Genomic DNA, 23,154 nt, shown 5'->3' on the forward strand with positions numbered 1-23,154 from the left:
ACGTCAAATATATGCACTCCCGTCCCTCGGTAGCAATTGGCACAGCCAATTCGGCCGGGGGATTTTTTGCGTCCGGGGCCGGGGCGGGGCGGGGTCTGGGCGGGGCCGGGGCGGCGGGGGCGCGTGGCCGGAGGGCGCCGAACGCCTTCGGTGGCCGACCGGCTCCGTCAACGCCCCCGCCGCGCAAGCCGATCGGTGAGCGGTCGGAGCGGCCGGGCCGCTGCGGTTCTGCCCCAGGATCCGGCGGATCATACGCGTCACCCAGTGCCCTCCGGGGCCTGATCCCTGGATACCACTCGCAAGAGTGATCCGAGCGCTGCCGCCGCGCCCCGCTGACCTGCGGCATGTACAACGGGTGTTTGTCCACCGCACATTCGTCCGGCACGGACACGGTGGATCTGCTCGGACAGGGGGTAATCGCCCGGAATGAAAACACCGCTACGGCGCTCCACCACCGCTCAGGTGTGGGAAGCGGCCGACGAGTTCATCCGGCTCTTCCACCGGGAGAATCCGGACGCCGGTGATCCGCGGGCCCGGCTCGTCGCCGTACGGGACGAGATCGCCGAGTCCGGCAGCTACCGGCACACCCCCGAGGAACTGGTCCACGGTGCCCGCGTGGCATGGCGCAACAGCAACCGCTGCATCGGCAGGCTCTACTGGAACTCGCTGCGGGTCCGCGACCGCCGCGAGCTCACCGACGCCGACCAGATCGCCTCCGAGTGCTTCGAGCACCTGCGCGAGGCGACCAACGGCGGCCGCATCCGGCCCACGATCACCGTCTTCGCCCCGGACGCTCCCGACCGTCCCGGCCCCCTGATCTGGAGCGAGCAGCTGGTGCGGTACGCCGGTTACGGCGACCACCACTCCATCACCGTCGGTGACGCCCGCAACGCCCCGCTGACCGAGGCCCTGCTCCGGCTCGGCTGGTCCGGCGGCCCGGGCACCCCCTTCGACCTCCTGCCGCTGGTGGTCCAGGGCGTCGACGACAAGCCGCGCTGGTTCGACACCCCCGCGGACGCCGTGCTGGAAGTACCGATCCGGCATCCCGACGGCGACGGCGACCGCGACGGCTGGGCGAACTGGGGGCTGCGCTGGCACGCCGTACCGGCGATCTCCCACATGTGCCTCGAAATCGGCGGCGTGCACTACCCGGCCGCCCCCTTCAACGGGTGGTACATGGGTACCGAGATAGGCGCCCGCAACCTCGCCGACACCGACCGCTACAACCTGCTGCCCGCCGTCGCCCGCCGCCTCGGCCTCGACACGTCCAGCGAGCGCTCGCTCTGGAAGGACCGGGCGCTGGTCGAGCTCAACCGGGCCGTCCTGCACTCCTTCGACCGGGCGGGTGTCACCATCGCCGACCACCACACGGAGTCCCGGCGCTTCCTCACCCACATCGGACGGGAGGAGCGCAAGGGGCGTGAGGTGGGCGCCGAATGGGCCTGGATCGTGCCGCCGATCTCCGGCTCCGCGACCCCCGTCTTCCACCGCACCTACGAGGACCGGCAGAGCCACCCGGCGTACGTACATCACCCGGGCGCGCTGGAAAGGGCCCAAGGACGAGGCCTGGTCTAGACCTTCTGTTAGCGTCCCCTCCGTACGGACCCGGCAACGACGGAGAGGGTACCCAGTGGGCGACGCGGACATGACGGACCAGGACGGCGGACGGCGGGCCTACATCGGCTCGTTCACCTCGGGCGGCGGCCGCGGGATCACCACCGCGGCCGTGGACCCGGCCACCGGGGCGCTGGCCCCGCTCGCGGTCACCGAGGCCCCCGAAAACCCCTCCTGCCTCACCCTCGACCCGGTCTCGGGGACGCTCTACGCGGTGAGTGAGGCCGAGCAGGGAGCGGTGGCGGCCTTCCGGCCGACCGCCGACGGGCTCATCCCCCTCGGCCCGGCCGCGGAGGTCGGAGGCGCCGGACCCACCCATCTCAGCGTGGCGGGCCGCCGGTTGCTCACCGCCCAGTACACCTCCGGCAGTGTCAGCAGCCTCCCGATCGCCCCCGACGGCAGCGTGGGCGGTCCGCCCCGCGTGCTGGCGCACCGGGGCTCCGGACCCGATCCGGACCGGCAGGAGCGCCCGCACGCCCACCAGGTGCTGCCCGACCCGTCCGGCCGCTGGGTGCTCAGCGTGGACCTCGGCACCGACTCGGTACGGGTCTGCTCGCTCGACCACGCCACGGGGGAGCTGCGGAGCCACGCCGAGACCGTGCTGCGCGCGGGGACCGGACCGCGCCACCTCGCCTTCCATCCGGACGGAGACCTGCTGTACGTACTTCACGAGCTGGAGCCGCAGCTGACCGTCTGCCGTTGGAATCCCGCGTCGGGGCAACTGGACCCGGTCGGTGAGGTTCCGGTCGTCCCGGCGGGCTCTCCAGGCGCCGCACGGGACTATCCGTCGGAGCTCGTCGTCTCACGCGACGGGCGCTTCATCTGGGCGGCGATCCGGGGCACCGACGCCATCGCCACCCTCTCGCTCTCCGGCAGGACCGAGAAGCCGCAGCTGACGGGCAGCGTGGAGAGCGGCGGCAGCTGGCCCCGCGATCTGGTGGCGGACCCTTGGGAGCGGCGGCTGTACGTGGCCAACGAGTGGTCCGGGAACGTCACGTGGTTCGACATCGACCGGCGGACGGGCCGGCTGCGGCCGGCCGGCCGGCTGGACGTGCCCGCGGCCGCCTGCGTGGTATTCACCTGACAGCCCGCCGGTCCGCCAGCCCGCGGGTCCGCCGGTCCGCCGTTCCGCGGGCCGTGGACGAGGGCCCGCTCCCCGTGATCCCGGGAGCGGGCCCTCTTCCGTGCGTCGCGGCCGGTCAGTTCGCGGCGGCGCCCTGCGTGAGGCCGAGGGCCGCGGAGTACTGCGCCACGGCCAGCTTGCCGAGCGCGGGGTAGGCGCCGAGTACCTCGGCGGTGGCGCAGTCCGCCTCCTTGCAGGCGGTGTCCAGCAGCCCCTCGGCGGCCTCCGGGCCGATCAGGTAGGGGGCGAGCGCCAGTTGGGCCGAGCCCTCGCGGCGCAGCTGGTCGGCGACCGAGGCCACCGAGCCCTCCTGGTCCAGCGCGGCCGCCTTGACCGGCACGGCGAGCCGGGCGGCCAGCAGCATGCCGGTGATCCCGGCGGCCTGTACGGCCTCCTCGCCACCGGTGGTGGCCAGGACGATGCCGTCGGCGGCGGTCGTCACCGTGAAGAGCCGGGCGCGGTCGGCGCGGGCCAGCCCCGCCTCGGACAGCCGCACGTGCAGGCCTTCGGCGAGCAGCGGGTGGGGGCCCAGTACGTCGGCCAGTTCGGCGGCGGCCGAGGAGTCCATCAGAGCCTGGCGCATGCGGCGCAGCAGACCGCCGTCCGGACCGGCCAGCAGGGGCACGACGACGGCGTCCGGACCGGTCGGCGCGGGCACCTCGTGGCCGGCGGCGCGGGCGAACTCCGCGCGCGCGGTGCGCTCGGTCACGATGGCGGTCAGCACACCCGACAGGGACAGGAACTCGGAGTCGTCGTCACCGTCGAGGAAACCGATCCGGCCGTCCAGGCCGGGCAACTCGGAGCGGCCGATGCTGATGACCTCTTCCGCGAGCTGCCGCGAGGCGGCGGAGGGGGCACCGGGCACGGCGAGCACCAGCGCGGGCGCGCCCTCGGGCGCCACCGCGGGCTCGGGCCGGCGGTGCCGTCCGGTCTGGCGGGGTCGCGGCATTCGTACGGGCAGGCCATTTGCGGGCCCAGTGGGGGAGCTCATGGCGCCGCATGCTACTGGCTTATCGGAACCGGGTGTTCGGGCAGGGCCTTCTCGGGCGGCATCTGTCCGTATTTATCCGCTGAATTCAGCCAACCTCAACTGACGGAGGGCAACTGCCAGTCGACAGGCTGTGCACCCTGGTCCTTCAGGAGCTGGTTGGTCCTGCTGAAGGGCCTGGAGCCGAAGAAACCATAGTCGGCGGACTTGGGGGAGGGGTGGGAGGACTCCACCACCGGCAGTTCGCCGAGCAGGGGGCGCAGATTGCGGGCGGCCCGGCCCCAGAGGATGGAGACCAGTGGCTTGCCGCGCGCCGCCAGGGCCCTGATGGCCTGGTCGGTGACGAGCTCCCAGCCCTTGCCCTGGTGCGCGTTCGACCGGCGGGGCGCGGTGGTGAGGGAGCGGTTGAGCAACAGCACCCCCTGCCGGGTCCAGGGGGTGAGGTCGCCGTTCACCGGCCGGCCGGTGCCCAGATCGCGGTGCAGCTCCAGGAAGATGTTGTCCAGGCTGGGCGGCACCGGCCGCACTTCGGGGGCCACCGAGAAGGACAGCCCGACGGCATGTCCCGGGGTGGGGTAGGGGTCCTGGCCGACGATGAGGACCTTGACCTCGTCGAAGGGCTGCTGGAAGGCGCGCAGCACGTTGGCCCCGGCCGGGAGGTAGGTTCTCCCGGCCGAGACCTCGGCGCGCAGGAAGTCGCCCATCGCGGCGATCTGGCCCGCCACCGGCTCCAGAGCCCGGGCCCAGCCCGGCTCGACGATCTCGTTCAACGGTCGTACTGCCACGGTGGATCACTCTACTGGCCGATCCACCGGGCCCCTACCGGCTCAGCACCGCCGCCCGCACGCACAGGACGTCCGGCAGGTGCTCGGCCAGCAGCTGCCAGCTGTCCCCGTCGTCGTGGCTGGCGTACAACTCGCCGTTGCGGTTGCCGAAGTAGACCCCCGCCGGATCCGCGTCGTCCGTGCACAGGGCGTCCCGCAGCACCGTGCCGTAGTGGTCCTCGGCCGGCAGCCCCCGCGTCAGGGGCTCCCAGCTCGCGCCCGCGTCCTGGGTGCGGAAGACGCGGCACCGGTGCTCGGCCGGGACCCGGTCGGAGTCCGCGTTGAGCGGGAAGACGTACGCGGTGTCCGGCCGGTGGGGGTGGGCGGCCACGGCGAAGCCGAAGTCCGAGGGCAGCCCGTCGCCGATGTCCGTCCAGCGGGCCCCCGCGTCGTCACTGCGGTAGACACCCCAGTGGTTCTGCAGGTACAGCCGGTCCGGGTCCCCGGCGTCCCGGGCGATCTTGTGCACGCACTGGCCGAATTCGGGATGGGGATCGGGCAGGAAGACCGCCGAGACGCCCTCGTTGGAGGGGGCCCAGCTCGCTCCGCCGTCCTTGGTCCGGAACACTCCGGCGGTGGAGACCGCCACCGTGACGGCCTCCGGGTCCGCCGGGTCCGCCAGGATCGTGTGCAGCGCCTCGCCGCCGCCGCCCGGCATCCAGCTCTTGCGGCTCGGGTGCTCCCACAGGGGGCGGACCAGCTCGAAGGACTCGCCGCGGTCCGCCGAGCGGAACAGCGCGGCCGGCTCCGTCCCCGCATAGACCACGTCCGGGGCCTCGGGCCCGGCCGGCTGCAGCTGCCAGACGCGCTCCAGTGAGGCGCCGGTGTCCTGCGGAAACCTCACCGCGGCCGCGGCGGGTTCGTGCCAGGTCGCCCCCAGGTCGTCGGAAGTGAAGACGGAAGGCCCCCAGTGCGAGCTGTCCCCGCCGACCAGCAGCCGTGGTACCGGTCCCCGCCGGTCGACCGCGACCGCGTAGACGGCCTGGGCGTTGAACTGGGGCCCGCCGAACTCCCACGGGCCATCGCCTCGTCGGCGTCCGATGCAGAGTCCCTTACGCGTTCCCACCAGCAGCAGTACCTCGGCCATGGCCGGCACCTCCGGACTTCGTCGTCCTTGCAGGGCGTTCCTTGCGAGCGTCTTTGCGCCAGTGTGCACCCACCCACCGACAGGGGCCCGGCGGGCGCCGCGGAGCTCTGAGCAGGTGATCGATACCGATCATTCACACTCCGTAAATGCTGATTGCTTGCATCAGGGTGTCCGAAATGGATCTACTTCAGCTATCTGCTGCCGCATGCGAGAGGACCTACGTGGCCACCGAGCACCTGTCCCCGCTCGACCTCGCCTTCTGGCGGATCGAATCCGCCGCCCACCCCATGCACCTCGGCGCCCTCGCGGTCTTCACCGCCACCGGTCCCGGCGCCCCCGAGCACGCCGCCGAACTGCTCGCCGCCCGCTGCGCCGCCGTGCCGGGTCTGCGCCGCCGCATCCACGACGTGCTGCTGCCGTTCGGCGCGGCCGCCTGGTCGCCCGACCCCGATTTCGACCCGGCACGGCACGTCTTCCTCGTACCGAGGCCAGCCGATACGGCGACGGCGACGGCGGCCGCCACAGAGCTCGCGGCATCGGCCGCGGACGCGCCGGCCGCCGCCGATCTGACCGCCGCCGCGGGCCCGCTGATGGCCCGGCCGCTGGACCGGCGCCTTCCGCCGTGGGAGGCGCACGTACTGGCCGGCCCGGACCCCGGGTCCTTCGCGGTGCTGTTCAAGTTCCACCACGCCCTCGCCGACGGTCTGGGGGCGCTGGCACTGGCCGCCGCCCTCTTCGACGAGGGGCCGCCCCCGCGGCCCGCGGCGCGAGCGCTGCCCGAACAGCGGGCCGGATCCCCGCTGCGCCGCCTGCCCGGCGTCCTGGCCTCCCGGATGCAGGACGTCGGCCAGGCCCTGGAGATCGGCGCGGCCGTGGCGCGCGCCGGGCTGCCGCTCGGGGTCCCCGATGCGCTCACCGCCCACCCCGCCGGCGTGGCGGGTACCCGGACGGTCGCGGGCGTCGCGCTCGACCTGGACGAGGTCAACCTGATCCGCAAGACCGCCGGCGGCACCGTGAACGACGTGCTGATCACCCTGGTCGCCGGCGCGCTGCGGCGCTGGCTGGCCGGGCGCGGTGACCGCGCGCCCGCGGGGCCCGGCCCCCGGGCGCTGATCCCGGTCTCCCGCCGCCGCGGCCCCGGGGGCGGCGCGGCGAACCGGCTCTCCGGGTACCTGCTCCGGCTCCCGATCTCCGAACCGGACGCGCTGAGCCGCCTGCACCGCGTGCGGATCGCCATGGACCGCAACAAGGACGCCGGACCCGCTCGTGGCGCCGGGGCCGTCGCCCTGCTCGCCGACCACGTCTCCCCGCTCGGCCACCGGCTCGGCGGCCCGCTCGTGGCGCAGGCCGCCCGCCTGCTCTACGACATCCTGGTCACCAGCGTGCCGCTGCCCGGCCTGACCTTCTCCCTCGGCGGCAGCCGGGTCCGGGAGGTCTACCCGCTCGCGCCGCTCGCCCGCGGCCAGTCCCTCGCCGTCGCGGTCTCCACCTACAAGGGCACGGTCCACTACGGCCTGGTCGCCGACGCGGCCGCGGTCCCGGATGTGGAGGCCCTCGCCCGGGCTCTGCGCACGGAGCTGGAATCGCTTGTACGAGAGGTCTCGTAGTACGAGGGATTTCGTAGTACGGTAGATCTCGTACTTAGCGCCGATCCCCGGTGCGCCCGGTGACCTCTGGAGAGCCCTGATGAGTGCTGCCCCCACTAGCTTCACCGCCCTGTTCACCCCCTGGACCATGCGTTCGGTCACCATCCCGAACCGCGTGTGGATGGCCGCGATGTGCCAGTACAGCGCCGAGGCCTTCGGCCCGAACGCGGGCGTCGCCCACGACTGGCACTTCGCCCACTACGCGGCGCGCGCCGTCGGCGGCACCGGCCTGATCATCCAGGAGGCCACCGCAGTCTCCCCCGAGGGCCGGATCTCCCCCTACGACCTCGGCATCTGGAACGACACCCAGGTCGAGGCGCTGCGCCGGATCACCTCCTTCCTCAAGGCCCGCGGAACCGTGCCGGCGATCCAGATCGCTCACGCCGGCCGCAAGGCGGCCACCGACCGGCCCTGGAAGGGCGGCGCCCCGGTCGGCCCCGAGGCCCACGGCTGGCAGCCGAGCGCCCCGAGCGCCGTACCCTTCGCCGAGGGCCACCCGGTACCGCACGAGCTGACGGCCGAGGAGATCCGCGAGATCGTCGGGCAGTTCGCGGCGGCGGCCGAGCGCGCCCTCGCGGCGGGCTACGAGGTCGTCGAGATCCACGGCGCCCACGGCTACCTGATCGGCGAGTTCCTCTCCCCGCACAGCAATAAGCGTACCGACGCCTACGGCGGCTCCTTCGAGAACCGGACCCGCTTCGCCCTCGAAGTCGTGGACGCCGTACGGGCGGTGTGGCCCGATGAACTGCCGCTGTTCTTCCGGATCTCCGCCACCGACTGGCTGGAGCGGGACGGCTGGAGCGCCGACGAGACGGTCGAGCTGGCCCGTCTGCTCCAGGCGCACGGGGTGGACCTCCTGGACGTCTCCACCGGCGGCCTCGCCCCCGGGGTGAGCATCCCAGTGGGCCCGGGCTACCAGGTGCCGTTCGCCGCCCGGGTCAAGGCCGAGACCGCGCTGCCCGCGGCCGCCGTCGGGCTGATCACCGAGCCGGCCCAGGCCGAGAAGATCCTCGCCAACGGTGAGGCCGACGCGGTCCTGCTGGGCCGTGAGCTGCTGCGTGACCCGTACTGGGCCCGCCGCGCGGCCGCCGAACTCGGGGCGGAGATCCGTACGCCCGACCAGTACCACCGCTCCTGGTGAGGAGGGTGCGGCCCGGGCGCCCCACGCGCCCGAGCCGCACCCGCGCAAACTCACCACTCCTACGACGACTCTCGTACGATGGCCCCGGACAAGCCGAACGGCAGGCAGCCGGATGACTGGAGCAGGGACATGACGGAACGGGACACGGCCCGCGCCCTCCCCCACCCCGAGGCCGGCGACATCCGCCTGGAGGGAGTGCTGCACGCGCTCTCCGACCCCGTCCGGCTGTCCATCGTCCGCGACCTCGCGGGCTCGGACGCCGAACTGGCCTGCTCGCACTTCGAGCTGCCCGTCACCAAATCGACCACGACCCACCACTTCCGCGTCCTGCGCGAGAGCGGCGTCGTACGCCAGACCTACCGCGGCACGACCAAGCTCAACGGCCTGCGCCGCGACGAGCTGGAAGCCCTCTTCCCCGGCCTCCTCGACAGCGTGCTCACGGCCGCCACCGCCGAGGAAGGGCGGCTGGCCGGCTGACGGCCGCGACGGCCGCCGGGGAAGCGGTACGGGTGCCAGGACGGCCGTCAATCGCGCCGGCTCCCTACGGGCTCCAGCCGCAGTCTCTGCGGAGCCGACTTCAGGTGGGCCGACAGGTCCGGCAGCGACCCTGCCTCTCCCGCCGCGAACCAGAGCAGGACGTCCTCACCCGTCCGGACCGGCAGCGCCGGGAAGTCGTTCTCCGCGTGCTCCGTCCGGTGGACCGCCAGTGCGGGAGTCCCGGCGGCGGCCAGGGCCGGGCGCAGCTGCCGCTCGAACTGGTCGGCGAAGCCGGGGTCCCGCGGCCGGCAGATGGTCGCGACCACCGGCCCCGCGCTCCCCGGGGCCGCGAAGCCCGGTCCGCGCAGCAGGAGTACGTCATCCGAGTCGAGCATGGTCGCGTTGGCGGCGTCCCGGTGGGCCTGCCAGACGGGCCCGGAGTAGAAGGCGTGCAGCGCCCGGGCACGCGCGGCCATGTCGGGGAAGGCGCGCAGCCAAACGAAGCGGTCCGGGTCGTCCAGGTCGCGGAACCGGCCGCCCACGGTGATGCCGACGGCCTCCTGCCCGGTGACGAACTCCCGCTCGAAGAGGTCGATCAGGGTGTCCCGGGCTCCGGGGTGCAGGGTGTACTGGCGCAGTTCGACGATGAGGGTCATGGCGGCACGCTAGGCCCACTCCACTGACAGCTACCGTCAGTGGAAACGGCCGGACTCGGTCCTGGTGGAACCACGGGCAGCGCGGGCCCGGCAAGATCCGAAAGACCCGCCCTACGCCCCGCCGGCCGCTCCCAGCAGCCCCGGCCAGTCCGGGATCTTCACCGACCGGCGGCCCAGCGAGCGCCCCAGGTCGGCCTCCGCCGACTCGATGGCGAGCCAGCCGGGCCACAGCACCGGGCGCAGACCCGCCGCCCCCAGGGCGTCGAGCGGATCCCCCGGCAGCTCGCGCGAAGCCAGCGCGCCCGCGTCCTGGAGCAGCGAGGACACGGTCTCCTTGGCGCAGGGCCGGTTGGTGCCGATCACCCCGGTCGGGCCGCGCTTGATCCAGCCCGCCACGTACTCGCCGGGCGAAGCGCGGCCCGCGCGCAGCACCCGTCCCCCGGCGTGCGGGACCGTACCCGTCGCCGGGTCGAAGGGCAGGCCGGGCAGGGGCACGCCCTTATAGCCCACCGACCGCAGCACCAACTGCGCCTCGATGTCCTCGTACACGCCCGTTCCGCTCACCCCGCCACGGCCGTCGGGGGCGGTCCGCTCGAAGCGCACCGCGGCGGCCCGGCCGTCGGGCCCGCCCAGCACCTCCACCGGCCGCAAGTAAAACCGCAGGGCGATGTGGCGCGGGAGAGCGCCCGGGCCCTGCTGGGCCCAGCCCCGCAGCACTTCCAGGTTCCGGCGCGCCACCGCGGGCAGCGCGGCCGCGGCGCCCGGGTCGGCGTACATGGGGTCCATGGCCAGTTCCGCCGCGTCCACCAGGGTGCCCACCCCGGGCAGTGTGCCCAGTTCCCGCAGCTCCTTGGTGGTGAACTTGCCCTGCGAGGGGCCGCGTCTGGCCACCATCGCCACCGTGCGCACCCCGCTGTCGGCCAGTGCGCCGAGCGCGGGCTGCGGCATGTCGGTCGGCGCGAGCTCCGGTACGCCCCGGGCCAGCATCCGCGTCACGTCGACGGCGACGTTCCCCGCCCCCACCACCACGGCCGAGCCCACCCCCGGCAGGTCGAAGGCCTCGGCCGCCGCGTCGGGATGACCGCTGTACCAGGACACGAAAGCGGTCGCGGAATGCACCCCGGCCAGTTCCTCACCGGGGATCCCGAGCAGCCGGTCCCGGGCCGCCCCCACGCAGTACACCACCGCGTGGTACAGCTCCAGCAGCCGCGCCGTGGACAGCCGCTCGCAGCCCACCTCGACGTTGCCGATGAAGCGGATCCGCTCGTCCTCCAGCACGGTGCGCAGACTGCCCTGGAGCGACTTGATCTTCTCGTGGTCCGGGGCGACCCCGTACCGCACGAGTCCGTACGGGGCGGGCAGCCGGTCCAGTACGTCCACCCGCAGGCCCGGCACCTCACGCTGCTCGACGAGCGTCTGGGCGGCGTAGACCCCGCTGGGGCCCGATCCGACGACGGCGACACGAAGCACGGCGGAGCTCCTCCCGCAGGTGGTTCCCAGCATGACACCCGCTCCCGCGGCCGTCAGCCCATCGCGCGCATCCGGTGGATCTCGGCGCTCTGCGTGGCCACGACCTCGGTGGCCATCTCCTCGACCATCACGTTGTTGCCCCCGGCCAGGGCCTCGGAGGCCATCTTCAGGGCGCCTTCGTGGTGGGCGGTCATCAGCTTCAGGAAGAGCCGGTCGAACGCGGTCCCCGTCGCCCGCGCCAGCTCTTCGAGCTGCTGCTCCGTCGCCATGCCCGGCATCCCGCCGTGGTGGTGGCCGCCCTGGGCCGGGGCCGGGGCGGGCGCCGGATGCCGGGCCGTCCACGCCTCCATGGCCGCGATCTCGGGCCGCTGGGCCGCGGTGATGCGCTCCGCGAGCCGTTTCACGCCGTCCGACGAGGCCCGCGGGGGAGCGAGGGAGCTCATCCTCAGGGCCTGCCGGTGGTGCTCGATCATGCCCCGTACGTAGGCGTGGTCCGCCGCGTTGGGGGTGTCGTCGGGCCGTTCCTTCGCGGCCTGCTCCGGGGAGAGCCTCCGCGCCTCGTCGCCCGGGCCGCCGGGTGCGATCACCACGGAAGCACCGTCTTTCGCGGCGCCGGAATCGGCGCCGTCGTCCTGGCAGCCGGTGAGCATCAGGAGGAGGGCGGCGGCCACCGCCGCGCAGCGGATTCGGCCTAACCCTTTTGCCATGTCCATGGAGAGGAAGATACTGCCGGGGTCCTGGTTCCGTTCCCACCGAGAACGGAACCGATGTCACTCCCATCGGAGGGCACGGTGACCTCGTTGCACACCACCCGAGTGCGGCACAGGAGACTGGGGACGGCCGCCGCGGCGGCCGGGCTCATCGCCACGCTGCTGACGGCCGCACCCGCGGCCGCGACCCCCGACCCGGGCGACTTAACGCCCGGCCGCACCGCCGAGTCCGGCCAGAGCTCCCCGCAGGGCCGGGAACTCGCCGCGGGCGAGATCCCCGGCCAGGACGAGATCGTCCACAGCCGGAACGTCAAACCGCTGGCCAACATCCCCAGCGCCGACCCGGACGGCCTCAACACCGACATCGCCTTCCAGGGCAAGTACGCCTACGCGGGCAGCTACGACGGCTTCACGATCTACGACATAGGAAACCCGAAAGCGCCGAAGACCGTCAGCCGCGTCCTGTGCCCCGGCGGCCAGAACGACATATCCGTCCACGGCGACCTGCTCTTCCTCTCCACCGACTCCTCGCGCAGTGACGACTCGTGCACCAGCGTCTCGCAGCCCGCGACCGAGAAGTCCTCGTGGGAAGGGATCAAGATCTTCGACATCAAGGACAAGCGCAACCCGAAGTACATCAAGTCCGTCGAGACCGCCTGCGGTTCCCACACCCACACGCTGGTTCCGGGGGGCCGCGACCTCTACGTCTACGTCGCCTCGTACAGCCCCAACGAGGCCTTCCCCGACTGCCGGCCGCCGCACGACGGCATCTCCGTGGTCAAGGTCCCGAAGAACGCTCCGACGCGGGCCGCCGTCGTCGCCTTCCCGGTCCTCTTCCCCGACGGCGGAAACCCGGGCGGACCCGCCAACCCCGGCGTCTCCAAGACCACCGGCTGCCACGACATCACCGTGCTACCGTCCAGGAAGCTGGCCGCCGGCGCCTGCATGGGCGACGGGATCATCTTCGACATCAGCAAGCCGGAGCAGCCGAGGGTCATCGACCGGGTGCAGGACAACGTGAACTTCGCCTTCTGGCACTCGGCCACCTTCAACGAGCGCGCCGACAAGGTGGTCTTCACCGACGAGCTCGGCGGCGGTGTCGGCGCCACCTGCGACGAGGCCACCGGACCCCAACGCGGCGCCAACGGCATCTACGACATCACCGGCAGGGGCGACGCGCGCAAGCTCGTCTTCCGCGGCTACTACAAGATCCCGCGCCACCAGGCCGGCACCGAGAACTGCGTGGCCCACAACGGCTCCCTGATCCCGGTCGGCGGCCGCGACATCATGGTGCAGGCCTGGTACCAGGGCGGCGTCTCCGTCTGGGACTTCACCGACTCCGCCCGGCCCGAGGAGATCGGCTACTTCGAACGCGGACCGCTCACCACGGACGCGCTCGCGCTCGGCGGCTCCTGGTCGGCGTACTACTACAACGGGCACATCTACTCGAACGACATCGCCAAGGGCCTCGACGTGCTGCGGATCGACGACTGGCGTACCGACAGCGCCAGGGGCGTGTGGATGGACCGGCTCAACGTGCAGACCCAGCCCGAGTACCGCTAGCCGCCACCCACCGGGCACCAGCGCAGCGCTACCGGCGCACCGCGACTAGTGCTGCAGCCCGAACGTCCCGCCGGGCGGCCCTCCGTCCGGCGGGACGCCGAGCTCCCAGTCCAGCCCGTAGCGCTGGAAGAGCTCGGCCCGCAGCCGGGCCGGAGGCATCGGGGCGCCCGGCAGCAGAACGGCCACCACGGCGCCCATCAGAAGGGCCCGCAGCAGCGGGTAGTCCGCGTCCACGTCCACCGAGCCGTACCGGGCGACCGTGTCCCGCAACAGCTCCGCCAGCCGCTGCTGTTCGGGGCACTGCACGAAGCCCTCGGCCGTCAGGATCCCCGCCATGTGCGTCCGCATCAGCAGCGGCTGGTCCCGCGCCAGCCCGAGAATGGCGTCCACGGCGCGGGCGAGGCGCTCGCGCCCGGCGTGTTCGTCGGTGCGCCGCGGCTCCCGCTCCAGCGCCGCCTGCAGGGTGAGGTGCATGAGCCGGTGCACCGCCGACTGGAGGAGCTGCCGCTTGCCGGGGAAGTAGTACGAGACCAGCCCGCGCGCCGTGCCCGCCCGGTCGGCGATGTCGCCGAGCGTGGTGGCCTCGAAGCCGCGCTCCGCGACGAGTTCGACCGTGGCCTGGAGCAGCCGCTCGCGGGAACGTCTGCGCAATTCTTCATTGACCGATGGGCTGCGCGGGGACATGCTTACTCCTGCGTTGACTGGCTCTCAGCCAATATACTCAGCGCGCGGGGTCCGTCTGCTCTGGGTGACACGGGGGATCGCCCAGAGCAGGCATGCCCGCAGCAGGTCAGGCCCAGTTCAGACGCTCAGATGGCGAGCCCTGGGAGAATCCTGGGAGATCAACTTCGGACTCGGTCATACCGCAGGCATGCCCGCACCTCATCGCGTGTCGGAGCCGGACCTGCCGAGGCGGCCGGCCCCGCACGTGGCGAGGGCCACCAGGGCCACGCCGAGCAGCCAGCCCGCTATGACGTCCGACATCCAGTGCACGCCCAGGTAGACCCGGGTGAAGCCGACGCCGAGCACGGACAGGGCCGCCGCCGCCCACGCGCCGCGCACCGCCCACGTCCACCGCCCGGCGGCTGCCGTACCGTCCCGGTGCCCCGAGGGCTGCCGGGGGAGCAGCCAGAGCAGCAGGCCGCACACCACCGCCGCCGTCATGGCGTGCCCCGAGGGGTAGGCCGCGTAGTGCGCCGAGTCCACCGGGTCGGGCCACACCGGACGCTCACGGCCCGTCACCGCCTTGACCCCCTGCTGCACGGCCGAGGCGACCACCGTGACCAGCGCCACCCGCAGGGACCGGTCCCGGTCGCCACGCCGCCACAGCCATACGCAGGCGACGGCGGCCAGAGCCCGCATGGTCCAGGGATCCCACACCCAGTCGGAGAGCACCCGCATGAGCCCGGTGACGCCCGGATGGGCGACGGCGTGGGCGTGCAGCTCCCGGGCGACCATGTCGTCGTACGAGAGGAGCGGCCGCCACCCCGCCACCACCAGGGCCGTCAGGACGGCGGCGAGCAGCGCGCAGCCGACGCCCGTTCCTCGTAGGTGTTCGTTCCGCATGGGGAGATCCTCGCACCGGCGGACTCCCGTACCGCGCGGCGCCCTTCTTCCGTGGCGCGAAGTCAGGCCCGGCCCCCGGCCCCGGGGTCGCCCGCGGGGCCTCAGGCCAGGGCGCTGAGCCCGGGTACGAACGCCACCAGCAGCGGCACCGCCGGAACGAGCGCGGCGAGCGCCGTCAGCCGCAGCCGGCTGACCGCGGGCAGGCGCGGCGCGGCGGACAGCAAGCGCCGCACCCGCTGCGGGACATGTGCCTGCGGCGTGGGGCAGGGCCCGAACACCCCCCGGTCCTCGTTCAGTCCGACCAGCGCCAGCGCGATCGTCAGCCGTCCGAAGCGCCGGGAGGCGACATCGTCGGCGGCCAGCTCCACCAGCCGGTGCATCTGCGCCTCGAACGCCGCGAAGACCGGCACCTGCGGGAACCCGCCGGCCAACGCCCGTGCGCAGTGCAGCAGCCAGTCGTGGCGGGCCGCCGCGTGCCCCTGCTCGTGCGCCAGTACGGCATCCAGCTGGCTCCCCTTGAGCCGGCCCAGGGCCGCCGTCGTGACGACCAGCCGCGGGGCCGGACCCGGCAGCCACCAGGCCTCCGGCCGCGGCCCCTCCAGTACGACGAGCCGGGTCCCGGAAGGGTCCTCCCCGGGCAGCAGCGGGGCCCGCGTCAGCATCTCGGTGCCCCGCGCGCGCCGCCGGGCCCGCGCCCCGAGCACCTCACGCGTCAGCATCGCCGCGGTCCACAGGCCGCCGCCCGCCAGCGCGAGCGCCGTGCCGACTGCCCAGGGGCCGCCGGAGGCGCCCAGCGCGTACGCCTCGACCACCCCGTGCGGGGCGGCGGCGAAGAGCCGGCCGCGCACGGCATGCCAGCCGGCCGCGGCGCTGAGCAGCATCGACAGCGCCAGGCAGAGAAGTACCGCGCCCACCACGCACTGCCAGACCCACAGGGCGACGACGGGTTCACGCTCGGGCCATTGGGCGCGGGCCAGCAGACGGGGCGCGAGCACCGCGGTCAGGGCGCCGAGCAGCAGGAGAACGCCGGGGACCATCATGTCCGCCAGCCTATGAGCGCGCGGCTACCTGCGGGTACGGCCCGGAGCGATTGGTGACGCAGGACACGTCCGGCCGGGCCGTCACATCCCGACCAGCATGGCCAACATCCCCATTCCCATGGCGAGTCGGCACGCGCGCGTCAGCTCGGGCGACCTCGGCGGCGGGCCGCCGGGAGCCACCGCCGCGGCCTGCCCCGGACCGCCGCCTGCCGTGACCAGGCGGGCCCCGCCCAGCAGGACGTACCCCGCGAAGTAGAGCAGGAGGATTCCGGTGACCAGCGGTGTCCCCGCGCCGTGCCCGGAGCCGCTCCCGTGCCCGCTCCCGGCGGTTGCGGCCGTCACCGCCATGTAGGCCATGGCCAGCGAGCCGACCAGATGGTGCGCGTGGTGCGCCCCGCCCCGCAGCAGCCACAGGGCGTGCACGGCCGCCCCGCAGAAGACGGCCACCAGGATCCCGGGCCCCCACGGGCCGATCCCCGGGGGTACGGCCATCAGCGCCATGCCGAATCCCATCAGCGCCTCGCCCGCCGCCGCGCCCCGTGCGTCCCGGCCGGCTCTGCCCGCCCGCACCAGGCAGTACGCGCCGCTCATCGCGCACAGCAGGACGAGGAGCCAGGAGGAGACGGAAGCGGAGAAGGACATGGCGGGACCGTGCACGGCGGAACCTCCCGGTTCGTCGGGGTCACGGGAAGAGATGCCCGCCCCGGACCGCCCGCACGCCGCCCGGGTTAGGCTCTTCGGGTGACGTACCGGGCATGTCGTATGCCCCTGCGAGAACGGAGCCCCGATGCCGGCCGCCCACCCTGCCGCCCTCAGTTTCCGCAGCGCCGTAGAGGCGGACGTGCCGGAGCTGGTGGCACTCGTGGAGTCGGCCTACCGGGGGGACGCCAGCCGGGGCGGCTGGACCACGGAGGCGGACTACCTGGAAGGCCGGCGCACCGACGAGGACGGGGTCCGCCAGATCATCAACGCCCCCGGCGGCACCCTGATCGTCGTCGAGCGCGCCGGTGAACTCGTCGCCTGCTGCCAGCTCGAACACCGCGGTGACCACGCCTACTTCGGGATGTTCGCCGTCCGCCCCGGCCTCCAGGGCGGCGGCCTCGGCAAGGAGATCCTCGCCGAAGCCGAGCGCCGCGCCCGCGAGACGTGGGGCGCCGAGGAGATGCGGATGACGGTGGTGAACGTACGGGAGGAGCTCATCGCCTACTACGTGCGCCGCGGTTACCGGCGCACCGGCGAACTGAGCCCCTTCCCCTACGGCGACGAGCGCTTCGGCATTCCGCTCCGTACCGACCTGGCCTTCGAGCTGCTCGTCAAGTCCCTCAAGCCCGCCTGAGGGGCCGGGCAGCTTCCGGCCGCGTCCCCCTGGGGGGCCGCCGTCACGCCATGAAGCGGCCCGTGCTGCGGATCTCCGGGAAGTCGGTGGTCACGCCCTCCAGTTCGAGGGCCCGCGCCAGGCGCAGCTGCTCCAGGGTGTTGACCGTCCAGCCGATCACCCGCAGCCCGGCGGCGTGCGCCGACTCCACCGTCTCCAGCGTGAGCCGCCGGATGTCCAGGGCGATCGCCGAGGCTCCCGCCGCCAGCGCCCGGTCCACGACGTCCGCTCCGTGCGGACTCGCGTACAGCGTGGTCCGGATGCCCGGCACCAGCCGGGACGTCTCGCTGAGCACCGCCTCGTGGAAGGAGGCGACCTCCACCCGCGCGGTGAGGTCACGGCGCAGGATGAGCTCGGCGAGCACGGCGGCGGCGGCCGTGTCGCGCACCGACGCCTGCAGCGGCGTCCGGACCGCCTCCAGCGCCTCCTCGAACACCGGCACGTGCTCGCCCTGACCGGCGTCCAGCTCGCGCAGCTCGGACAGGGTCAGGTCGGCGACGGCGCCGGAGCCGTCGGTGGTGCGGTCCACGTCGGGGTCGTGCAGGACGACGAGGGCGCCGTCCTTGCTCAGCCGGAGGTCCAGTGCGATGACGTCCATGCCGGAACGTTCCGCTCGGACGAAGGACCGCAGGGTGTTCTCCGGTTCTACGCCCATGACCCCGCGGTGACCGATGGTGAGGAAAGTCAAGGTTCTCTCGCTTCCGTCGACGGCGGCTCGCCGCGCGGTCGCGGTGTCCCGACCGGCCGCGCGATCGAGGCGCATGCTAGTGCGCCGTCGATGTGATGGGACCGCCCGTGCAGGGCCCGCGAAGCGCCGGGTGGCCGTTTCCCGCCCGGGTCGTGCACGGGTCGTGCGCGGGGCCGTGGTCCTGCCGCGTCACCCGGGCGTGGGCGCGCCTCCGGCGGCTTGACGCCGGGGCGCTGCCGGTCGGATTTTCGGCGGCGATGGGGCGGAGTCTTCGACTCCGCGCTGAAGAACGGGAAGAATTTCGGTGAAGCTGGGGGTCGTGCAGGATAATTTCCCGAGTTACCACTTGAACGGAAGAGCCTCCCATGCATACGCTGCCTTGACGTGAGGTTCTCCTGTGGAGGAAGTGACATGACGGAAACTCTTGTGCCGGGTACTGGCGGCGCCGTGATAACCGCCGGAGCGCGGGTGGTCGACCACCCGGCGTGGCCCGAGCTCAAGGCCGCCGTGGAGGAGATCCGCCCCTGGCAGGCCAAGGACGGTTCCATCGACTTCGAGGCCGAGGGCGCCCCCGCCCGGCCCGTCGCCGAGGCCGCCGTCGAGCGCGTGGTCCGCGCCGTGGAGACGCTCTCCCCGCTGCTGCCGCATGCCACCGCGTACCACCAGGCGCTCGTCGGTGACCTGCGCAAATGGGCCGCAGACGGCTTCGGTGTGCCGGACTTCCTGGACTCCCTGCTGGCCTTCCAGCCGGCCGCCCAGCGCGCCGACGGCCTCCAGCACCTGGTCGTCTTCCCCATGTACACGCAGAACGGCAACCCGGACCGCAATCTGGAGGCCGTCGCGCTCAAGATGGTGTGGCCCGAGTGGCTCGCCGAGCTGGAGCGCACCCGGTACGACAACCCGCTCTTCCTCGGCATCACCTTCGAGGACTTCACCGCGGGCTACGACACCCACTCCGCCGTGCTCTTCCCGGAGACCATCGCGGTGCGCGAGGCGCCCGAGCGCTTCACCTGGGGCGGGATCTTCTGCGACCGCGAGGCCGCCCGCTTCCGCAAGGTCACCGAGGCCGCCGTCGACATCCTCGGCATCGAGCTGCCCTCCGACATCGCCGCCATGGTCACCGACCAGGAGCGCTGCGAGAAGGCCTTCGTCCTGTGGGACATGGTCCACGACCGCACCCACAGCCACGGCGACCTGCCGTTCGACCCCTTCATGATCAAGCAGCGCCAGCCGTTCTGGATGTACGGCCTGGAGGAGCTGCGCTGCGACCTCACCGCCTTCAAGGAGGCCGTGAAGCTGGAGTCCGAGGGCAACGAACACGGCCGCGACGTGCAGTACGCCGTCCTCTTCGACCGGATGTTCCGCTTCCCGGTGTCCGGCGACCGCAACCGCAACTACGACGGGCTCGGCGGACAGCTGCTCTTCGCGTACCTCCACAAGCACGACGTCGTGCGGTGGACGGACAACAAGCTGCACATCGACTGGATGCGTGCCCCGCAGGTCACCAACCAGCTGTGCGCCGAGATCGAGGACCTCTACCGGGCCGGCATCGACCGCCCGAAGCTCGTCCACTGGTTCAAGGCCTACGAGCTGGTCGCCGAGTACCTCGCACCGCACCCGGGATCCCGCTGGGCCAAGGGCCCCGACGCCCTCGACCTCGACCAGCCGCCGCGCAAGCTCGTGGACGACGTGCTTCCGGACGAGTTTCCGCTCAGCATGTTCTATGAGGCCCTCGCCAAGAAGCTCAAGGGTGTAATCGCCTCGACCAAGGGCATCACCGCCCGGAACGCTCAGCACGCGGAGGACGCGAAGAGCGCCGACAACGCCGAGAAGGCCGGAAACGCCGCGCGAGTCGCCGCGTGAGCACTCGCCCACAGGAGGCTGCACAGATGAACGGCTCCGGGAACGGCAGCAACGGGAAGCTCCAGGGTGCGGTGGTCGCGGTGGCCGGGGCCGGCGGGCCCGCCGGCCGGGCCACGCTGCTCCGCCTCGCCGAGGAGGGCGCCGTCGTCATAGCGTCGGACGCCGACCCGGCGCGGCTCGCGGAGGCGGTGGACGCGGCGCGCTACGCCCACGGCGGCGCCACCGTCACCGGTGACACCGTCGACCTGCTCGACCTCGACGCCACCAAGGCATGGGCCGACCGGACCGAGAAGGAGTTCGGCCGCATCGACGGGCTCGTCCACCTCGTGGGCGGCTGGCGCGGCAGCACCTCCTTCACCGACACCGACCTCGCGGACTGGGACTTCCTGGAGAAGCTCCTGATCCGCACGGTCCAGCACACCTCGCTCGCCTTCCACGACGGCCTGCTGCGCAGTGACCGCGGCCGCTACGTCCTGGTGAGCCAGTCCGGCGCGCACAAGCCGGTGGCCAACAACGCCGCGTACAACGCGGGCAAGGCGGCCGCCGAGGCCTGGACCCTGGCCCTGGCCGACTCCTTCCGCAAGGCGGGGGGTGAGGACGGCCCGGGGGCAGCGGCTGCGATCCTGGTCATCAAGGCCTTGGTGCACGACGCGATGCGCGCGGAGCGTCCCCAGGCGAAGTTCGCGGGCTTCACCGACGTCAAGGAGCTGGCCGAGGCCATCGCCGGCGTCTGGGAGCGGCCCGCATCCGATGTGAACGGACAGCGTCTGTGGCTCACTCCCCAACCGTGAGGACCGATGCCCGCCGCCACCACGACCCGGCGGTGCGCGGTTTCGCGAGCGACAACTACGCCGGGGTGCATCCGGAGGTCCTGGAGGCCGTCGCACTGGCCAACGGCGGCCACCAGGTCGCCTACGGCGAGGACGAGTACACCGAGCACCTGCAGAAGGTCATCCGCAGTCACTTCGGTCCGTACGCGCAGGCCTACCCGGTCTTCAACGGCACCGGCGCCAATGTCACGGCCCTGCAGGCCCTGACCGACCGCTGGGGCGCTGTGATCTGCGCCGAGTCGGCGCACATCAACGTGGACGAGGGCGGCGCGCCCGAGCGGATGGCCGGCCTCAAGCTGCTCACCGTTCCCACGCCGGACGGCAAGCTCACCCCCGAGCTCATCGACCGGCAGGCCTGGGGGTGGGAGGACGAGCACCGCGCGATGCCGCAGGTCGTCTCGATCACCCAGAACACCGAGCTCGGCACGGTGTACACCCCGGACGAGGTCCGGGCGATCTGCGAGCACGCCCACAGCAAGGGCATGAAGGTCCACCTGGACGGTGCCCGCATAGCCAACGCAGCGGCCTCGCTCAACGTGCCCATGCGCGCCTTCACCAACACGGCCGGCGTGGACGTGCTGTCGTACGGCGGCACCAAGAACGGCATGATGTTCGGCGAGGCCGTGGTGGTGCTCAACCCGGACGCCGCCCGGATGATGAAGCACGTCCGCAAGATGTCGATGCAGCTGCCGTCCAAGATGCGGTTCGTGTCCGTGCAGCTGGAGGCGCTGCTCGCCAAGGACCTGTGGCTGCGCAACGCCAGGCACGCCAATGCGATGGCGCAGCGGCTGGCCGCGGGGGTGCGCGAGACGGACGGGGTGGAGATCCTCTACCCGGTGCAGGCCAACGCCGTCTTCGCGCGCCTGCCGCACGAGGTGTCGCGGCGGCTGCAGCAGCGCTACCGCTTCTACTTCTGGGACGAAGCCGCCGGCCACGTGCGCTGGATGTGCGGCTTCGACACCCAGGAGGAGGACGTGGACGGCTTCCTCCAGGCCCTGAAGGAAGAGATGGCCCGGTAGGCAGCCGCTCCACTCTTTCGATAGCCATACAGTAGTCTGCATAGGTATGCTCCTGGATCATGGAACTGATCCAGGAGCAGCCCGACCTCGCCGCGTACCTGGCGGCCGACGAAGCCGTCGATCACGGCCACCCGCGCGTACGGGAAACCGCCGAGGCCCTCTGGACCGCCACGGGCGGCGACGCGCGCGCCTACGCCGAGGCGGCCTTCCGCTTCGTCCGCGACACCGTCCCGCACTCGGCCGACTCCGGCGACATGCGCGTCGCCTGGCGCGCCTCGGACGTGCTGGCCACCCGTAACGGCATCTGCTACGCCAAGTCCCACGCCCTCGCCGCCCTGCTGCGCGCCCGGGGCATCCCCGCGGCCCTGTGCTACCAGCGGCTGACGGACGACGACGGATCCAACCCGGTCGTCCACGGCCTGATCGCCCTGCGCCTGCCCGGCCGTGCGCGCTGGTCCCGCCAGGACCCGCGCGGCAACAAGCCCGGCGTGGACGCGCAGTTCCGCCTCGACGGTGAGCAACTGGCCTTCCCCGTACGACCGGAGCTCGGCGAGATCGACTACCCCGTGCTCCACGCCGCCCCGCACCCGGCCACGCTGCGCGCCCTGCGGGAGTCCGCCGACCGGTCGCAGCTGTGGCGCGCTCTGCCGACGGCTCTCTGACCGCTGCCCGCCATCGCCCGGCCGGATGAACGCGGGCCCCGCATTCCGGTGAAGGCGGGGCCCGCACGGCCGGGCGGGCTCAGCCCGCCTCGCGGACCTCGGCCGCCGTCGGTGCGGTGCCGCCCAGGTGGGCCGGCAGCCACCAGGAGTCCTCGGTGTCCTTCGGCTTGGCCGGGTAGGTGCGCTGCGCTGCGTCCAGCAGCTCCTGGACGCGCTCGCGCAGACGGCGCGTGATGGCCCCGGCGTACTGGTCCGCCGGGGCGTCCATCGGCTCGCCGACCTGGATCGTCACCGGGATGTGGCTGCGCTTGAGGTTCTTCGGGCGGCCCTTGGTCCACAGCCGCTGGGTGCCCCACAGCGCCACCGGGATCAGCGGGACCCCGGCCTCCTGCGCCATACGCGCCGCACCCGACTTGAAGGTCTTGAGGGTGAAGGACTGCGAGATCGTGGCTTCCGGGAACACTCCGATGATCTCGCCCGAGCGCAGCGCGTCGAGCGCGTGCTGATAGGCGGCCTCACCCTGGGCGCGGTCCACCGGGATGTGCTTCATCGCGCGCATGAGCGGCCCGGAGATCCGGTGCCGGAAGACCGACTCCTTCGCCATGAAGCGGACGAGGCGCTTCTGCGGCCTTACCGCCAGGCCGGCGAAGATGAAGTCGAGGTAGCCGATGTGGTTCGACACCAGGACCGCCCCGCCCGTGCGCGGAATGTTCTCGGTGCCCTGCATGTCGATACGGATGTCCAGCGCGCGGAACAGCCCGTGCGCGGCGCCGATGACCGGAGGGTAGACGAGCTCAGCCATGGTGGGGGAG

Annotated in this window: 23 protein-coding genes; 11 read left to right on the top strand and 12 right to left on the bottom strand. The window is 72.7% G+C overall.

Features of this window, described 5'->3' with window-relative positions; all coding sequences use genetic code 11:
- The first annotated feature begins 426 nt into the window (after window positions 1-426).
- Both ACWDX7_RS05655 and ACWDX7_RS05660 read left to right on the top strand, forming a co-directional pair.
- Window positions 427-1,575 carry a nitric oxide synthase oxygenase gene (locus tag ACWDX7_RS05655; protein WP_451488226.1) on the top strand — a complete coding sequence of 383 codons (1,149 nt, stop codon included), beginning with the start codon at window positions 427-429 and terminating at the stop codon, window positions 1,573-1,575.
- Window positions 1,576-1,645: 70 nt separating this feature from the next.
- Entirely contained in the window at window positions 1,646-2,698 is a 1,053-nt protein-coding gene (locus ACWDX7_RS05660; protein WP_451488400.1) for a lactonase family protein, read from the top strand.
- 115 nt (window positions 2,699-2,813) lie between these two features.
- Here the strand turns inward: ACWDX7_RS05660 and ACWDX7_RS05665 are convergent, their stop codons facing one another.
- The 3 genes from ACWDX7_RS05665 to ACWDX7_RS05675 form a co-directional block, all read right to left on the bottom strand.
- Window positions 2,814-3,728, bottom strand: coding sequence for a sirohydrochlorin chelatase (locus ACWDX7_RS05665; RefSeq protein WP_451488227.1), 915 nt, complete (start codon window positions 3,726-3,728; stop codon window positions 2,814-2,816).
- A 95-nt stretch (window positions 3,729-3,823) separates the two neighbouring features.
- Window positions 3,824-4,510, bottom strand: a complete 687-nt coding sequence (locus ACWDX7_RS05670; RefSeq protein WP_451488228.1) for a uracil-DNA glycosylase — start codon at window positions 4,508-4,510, stop codon at window positions 3,824-3,826.
- 34 nt (window positions 4,511-4,544) lie between these two features.
- Complete coding sequence (locus ACWDX7_RS05675; protein ID WP_451488229.1) at window positions 4,545-5,636, bottom strand: WD40/YVTN/BNR-like repeat-containing protein; 1,092 nt, start codon at window positions 5,634-5,636, stop codon at window positions 4,545-4,547.
- A gap of 221 nt (window positions 5,637-5,857) precedes the next feature.
- On the opposite strand from ACWDX7_RS05675, the gene ACWDX7_RS05680 reads away from it, so the two are divergent.
- The 3 genes from ACWDX7_RS05680 (at window position 5,858) to ACWDX7_RS05690 (ending at window position 8,900) form a co-directional block, all read left to right on the top strand.
- Window positions 5,858-7,243: a wax ester/triacylglycerol synthase domain-containing protein gene (locus tag ACWDX7_RS05680; protein ID WP_451488230.1), complete on the top strand. Its 1,386-nt coding sequence runs from the start codon at window positions 5,858-5,860 to the stop codon at window positions 7,241-7,243.
- 79 nt (window positions 7,244-7,322) lie between these two features.
- A complete protein-coding gene (locus tag ACWDX7_RS05685; RefSeq protein ID WP_451488231.1) occupies window positions 7,323-8,423 on the top strand; it encodes an NADH:flavin oxidoreductase/NADH oxidase in 1,101 nt (366 codons plus the stop codon).
- Between the two features lie 129 nt (window positions 8,424-8,552).
- Window positions 8,553-8,900: an ArsR/SmtB family transcription factor gene (locus tag ACWDX7_RS05690; protein WP_451488232.1), complete on the top strand. Its 348-nt coding sequence runs from the start codon at window positions 8,553-8,555 to the stop codon at window positions 8,898-8,900.
- Between the two features lie 47 nt (window positions 8,901-8,947).
- Here the strand turns inward: ACWDX7_RS05690 and ACWDX7_RS05695 are convergent, their stop codons facing one another.
- The 3 genes from ACWDX7_RS05695 to ACWDX7_RS05705 form a co-directional block, all read right to left on the bottom strand.
- Window positions 8,948-9,556, bottom strand: coding sequence for an NIPSNAP family protein (locus tag ACWDX7_RS05695; RefSeq protein WP_451488233.1), 609 nt, complete (start codon window positions 9,554-9,556; stop codon window positions 8,948-8,950).
- A 111-nt stretch (window positions 9,557-9,667) separates the two neighbouring features.
- A complete protein-coding gene (locus tag ACWDX7_RS05700) occupies window positions 9,668-11,026 on the bottom strand; it encodes an FAD-dependent oxidoreductase (protein WP_451488234.1) in 1,359 nt (452 codons plus the stop codon).
- 53 nt (window positions 11,027-11,079) lie between these two features.
- Window positions 11,080-11,739, bottom strand: a complete 660-nt coding sequence (locus tag ACWDX7_RS05705) for a DUF305 domain-containing protein (RefSeq protein WP_451488235.1) — start codon at window positions 11,737-11,739, stop codon at window positions 11,080-11,082.
- Between the two features lie 54 nt (window positions 11,740-11,793).
- Between ACWDX7_RS05705 and ACWDX7_RS05710 the strand changes: the two genes are divergently transcribed.
- Complete coding sequence (locus ACWDX7_RS05710; protein WP_451488236.1) at window positions 11,794-13,299, top strand: LVIVD repeat-containing protein; 1,506 nt, start codon at window positions 11,794-11,796, stop codon at window positions 13,297-13,299.
- A 45-nt stretch (window positions 13,300-13,344) separates the two neighbouring features.
- On the opposite strand, the gene ACWDX7_RS05715 is transcribed toward ACWDX7_RS05710, so the two are convergent.
- From ACWDX7_RS05715 to ACWDX7_RS05730, 4 genes are all read right to left on the bottom strand, one after another.
- Window positions 13,345-13,983, bottom strand: a complete 639-nt coding sequence (locus ACWDX7_RS05715) for a TetR/AcrR family transcriptional regulator (protein ID WP_451488237.1) — start codon at window positions 13,981-13,983, stop codon at window positions 13,345-13,347.
- A 198-nt stretch (window positions 13,984-14,181) separates the two neighbouring features.
- Window positions 14,182-14,865, bottom strand: a complete 684-nt coding sequence (locus tag ACWDX7_RS05720) for a phosphatase PAP2 family protein (RefSeq protein ID WP_451488238.1) — start codon at window positions 14,863-14,865, stop codon at window positions 14,182-14,184.
- A 101-nt stretch (window positions 14,866-14,966) separates the two neighbouring features.
- Window positions 14,967-15,905: a M56 family metallopeptidase gene (locus ACWDX7_RS05725; RefSeq protein ID WP_451488239.1), complete on the bottom strand. Its 939-nt coding sequence runs from the start codon at window positions 15,903-15,905 to the stop codon at window positions 14,967-14,969.
- 81 nt (window positions 15,906-15,986) lie between these two features.
- The gene (locus ACWDX7_RS05730) at window positions 15,987-16,547 is read right to left on the bottom strand and encodes a DUF5134 domain-containing protein (protein ID WP_451488240.1); all 561 of its coding nucleotides are present in this window, start codon (window positions 16,545-16,547) and stop codon (window positions 15,987-15,989) included.
- Window positions 16,548-16,692: 145 nt separating this feature from the next.
- Here ACWDX7_RS05730 and ACWDX7_RS05735 point away from each other — a divergent pair, with 145 nt between their 5' ends.
- On the top strand, window positions 16,693-17,241 hold the full coding sequence (locus ACWDX7_RS05735) for a GNAT family N-acetyltransferase (protein ID WP_451488241.1): 549 nt from the start codon (window positions 16,693-16,695) through the stop codon (window positions 17,239-17,241).
- A 43-nt stretch (window positions 17,242-17,284) separates the two neighbouring features.
- On the opposite strand, the gene ACWDX7_RS05740 is transcribed toward ACWDX7_RS05735, so the two are convergent.
- Window positions 17,285-17,968, bottom strand: a complete 684-nt coding sequence (locus ACWDX7_RS05740) for a glycerophosphodiester phosphodiesterase (RefSeq protein WP_451488242.1) — start codon at window positions 17,966-17,968, stop codon at window positions 17,285-17,287.
- Between the two features lie 411 nt (window positions 17,969-18,379).
- On the opposite strand from ACWDX7_RS05740, the gene ACWDX7_RS05745 reads away from it, so the two are divergent.
- Genes ACWDX7_RS05745 through ACWDX7_RS05760 form a run of 4 tightly spaced genes read left to right on the top strand, consistent with a single transcriptional unit; the run spans window position 18,380 to window position 22,342 of the window.
- Window positions 18,380-19,831 (top strand): DUF6421 family protein, encoded by a 1,452-nt coding sequence (locus ACWDX7_RS05745; protein ID WP_451488243.1) that lies wholly within the window; start codon window positions 18,380-18,382, stop codon window positions 19,829-19,831.
- Between the two features lie 26 nt (window positions 19,832-19,857).
- Window positions 19,858-20,622, top strand: coding sequence for an SDR family NAD(P)-dependent oxidoreductase (locus ACWDX7_RS05750; protein WP_451488244.1), 765 nt, complete (start codon window positions 19,858-19,860; stop codon window positions 20,620-20,622).
- Entirely contained in the window at window positions 20,619-21,680 is a 1,062-nt protein-coding gene (locus ACWDX7_RS05755) for a threonine aldolase family protein (protein ID WP_451488245.1), read from the top strand. Before ACWDX7_RS05750 ends, ACWDX7_RS05755 begins: the two co-directional genes overlap by 4 nt.
- Window positions 21,681-21,739: 59 nt before the next feature.
- A complete protein-coding gene (locus ACWDX7_RS05760; protein WP_451488246.1) occupies window positions 21,740-22,342 on the top strand; it encodes a transglutaminase-like domain-containing protein in 603 nt (200 codons plus the stop codon).
- 79 nt (window positions 22,343-22,421) lie between these two features.
- Here the strand turns inward: ACWDX7_RS05760 and ACWDX7_RS05765 are convergent, their stop codons facing one another.
- Entirely contained in the window at window positions 22,422-23,144 is a 723-nt protein-coding gene (locus tag ACWDX7_RS05765) for a lysophospholipid acyltransferase family protein (protein ID WP_451488247.1), read from the bottom strand.
- Between the last annotated feature and the right edge of the window lie 10 nt (window positions 23,145-23,154).

This window comes from Streptomyces sp. NPDC003034, assembly GCF_053591375.1.

Bases quoted from the DNA above. Each gene is read 5' to 3' on its own strand.
- ACWDX7_RS05655 (WP_451488226.1), top strand. From the start codon at position 427: ATGAAAACACCGCTACGGCGCTCCACCACCGCTCAGGTGTGGGAAGCG.
- ACWDX7_RS05660 (WP_451488400.1), top strand. From the start codon at position 1,646: ATGACGGACCAGGACGGCGGACGGCGGGCCTACATCGGCTCGTTCACC.
- ACWDX7_RS05665 (WP_451488227.1), bottom strand. From the start codon at position 3,728: ATGAGCTCCCCCACTGGGCCCGCAAATGGCCTGCCCGTACGAATGCCG.
- ACWDX7_RS05675 (WP_451488229.1), bottom strand. From the start codon at position 5,636: ATGGCCGAGGTACTGCTGCTGGTGGGAACGCGTAAGGGACTCTGCATC.
- ACWDX7_RS05685 (WP_451488231.1), top strand. From the start codon at position 7,323: ATGAGTGCTGCCCCCACTAGCTTCACCGCCCTGTTCACCCCCTGGACC.
- ACWDX7_RS05690 (WP_451488232.1), top strand. From the start codon at position 8,553: ATGACGGAACGGGACACGGCCCGCGCCCTCCCCCACCCCGAGGCCGGC.
- ACWDX7_RS05695 (WP_451488233.1), bottom strand. From the start codon at position 9,556: ATGACCCTCATCGTCGAACTGCGCCAGTACACCCTGCACCCCGGAGCC.
- ACWDX7_RS05705 (WP_451488235.1), bottom strand. From the start codon at position 11,739: ATGGACATGGCAAAAGGGTTAGGCCGAATCCGCTGCGCGGCGGTGGCC.
- ACWDX7_RS05710 (WP_451488236.1), top strand. From the start codon at position 11,794: ATGTCACTCCCATCGGAGGGCACGGTGACCTCGTTGCACACCACCCGA.
- ACWDX7_RS05715 (WP_451488237.1), bottom strand. From the start codon at position 13,983: ATGTCCCCGCGCAGCCCATCGGTCAATGAAGAATTGCGCAGACGTTCC.
- ACWDX7_RS05720 (WP_451488238.1), bottom strand. From the start codon at position 14,865: ATGCGGAACGAACACCTACGAGGAACGGGCGTCGGCTGCGCGCTGCTC.
- ACWDX7_RS05725 (WP_451488239.1), bottom strand. From the start codon at position 15,905: ATGATGGTCCCCGGCGTTCTCCTGCTGCTCGGCGCCCTGACCGCGGTG.
- ACWDX7_RS05730 (WP_451488240.1), bottom strand. From the start codon at position 16,547: ATGTCCTTCTCCGCTTCCGTCTCCTCCTGGCTCCTCGTCCTGCTGTGC.
- ACWDX7_RS05735 (WP_451488241.1), top strand. From the start codon at position 16,693: ATGCCGGCCGCCCACCCTGCCGCCCTCAGTTTCCGCAGCGCCGTAGAG.
- ACWDX7_RS05745 (WP_451488243.1), top strand. From the start codon at position 18,380: ATGACGGAAACTCTTGTGCCGGGTACTGGCGGCGCCGTGATAACCGCC.
- ACWDX7_RS05750 (WP_451488244.1), top strand. From the start codon at position 19,858: ATGAACGGCTCCGGGAACGGCAGCAACGGGAAGCTCCAGGGTGCGGTG.
- ACWDX7_RS05760 (WP_451488246.1), top strand. From the start codon at position 21,740: ATGGAACTGATCCAGGAGCAGCCCGACCTCGCCGCGTACCTGGCGGCC.
- ACWDX7_RS05765 (WP_451488247.1), bottom strand. From the start codon at position 23,144: ATGGCTGAGCTCGTCTACCCTCCGGTCATCGGCGCCGCGCACGGGCTG.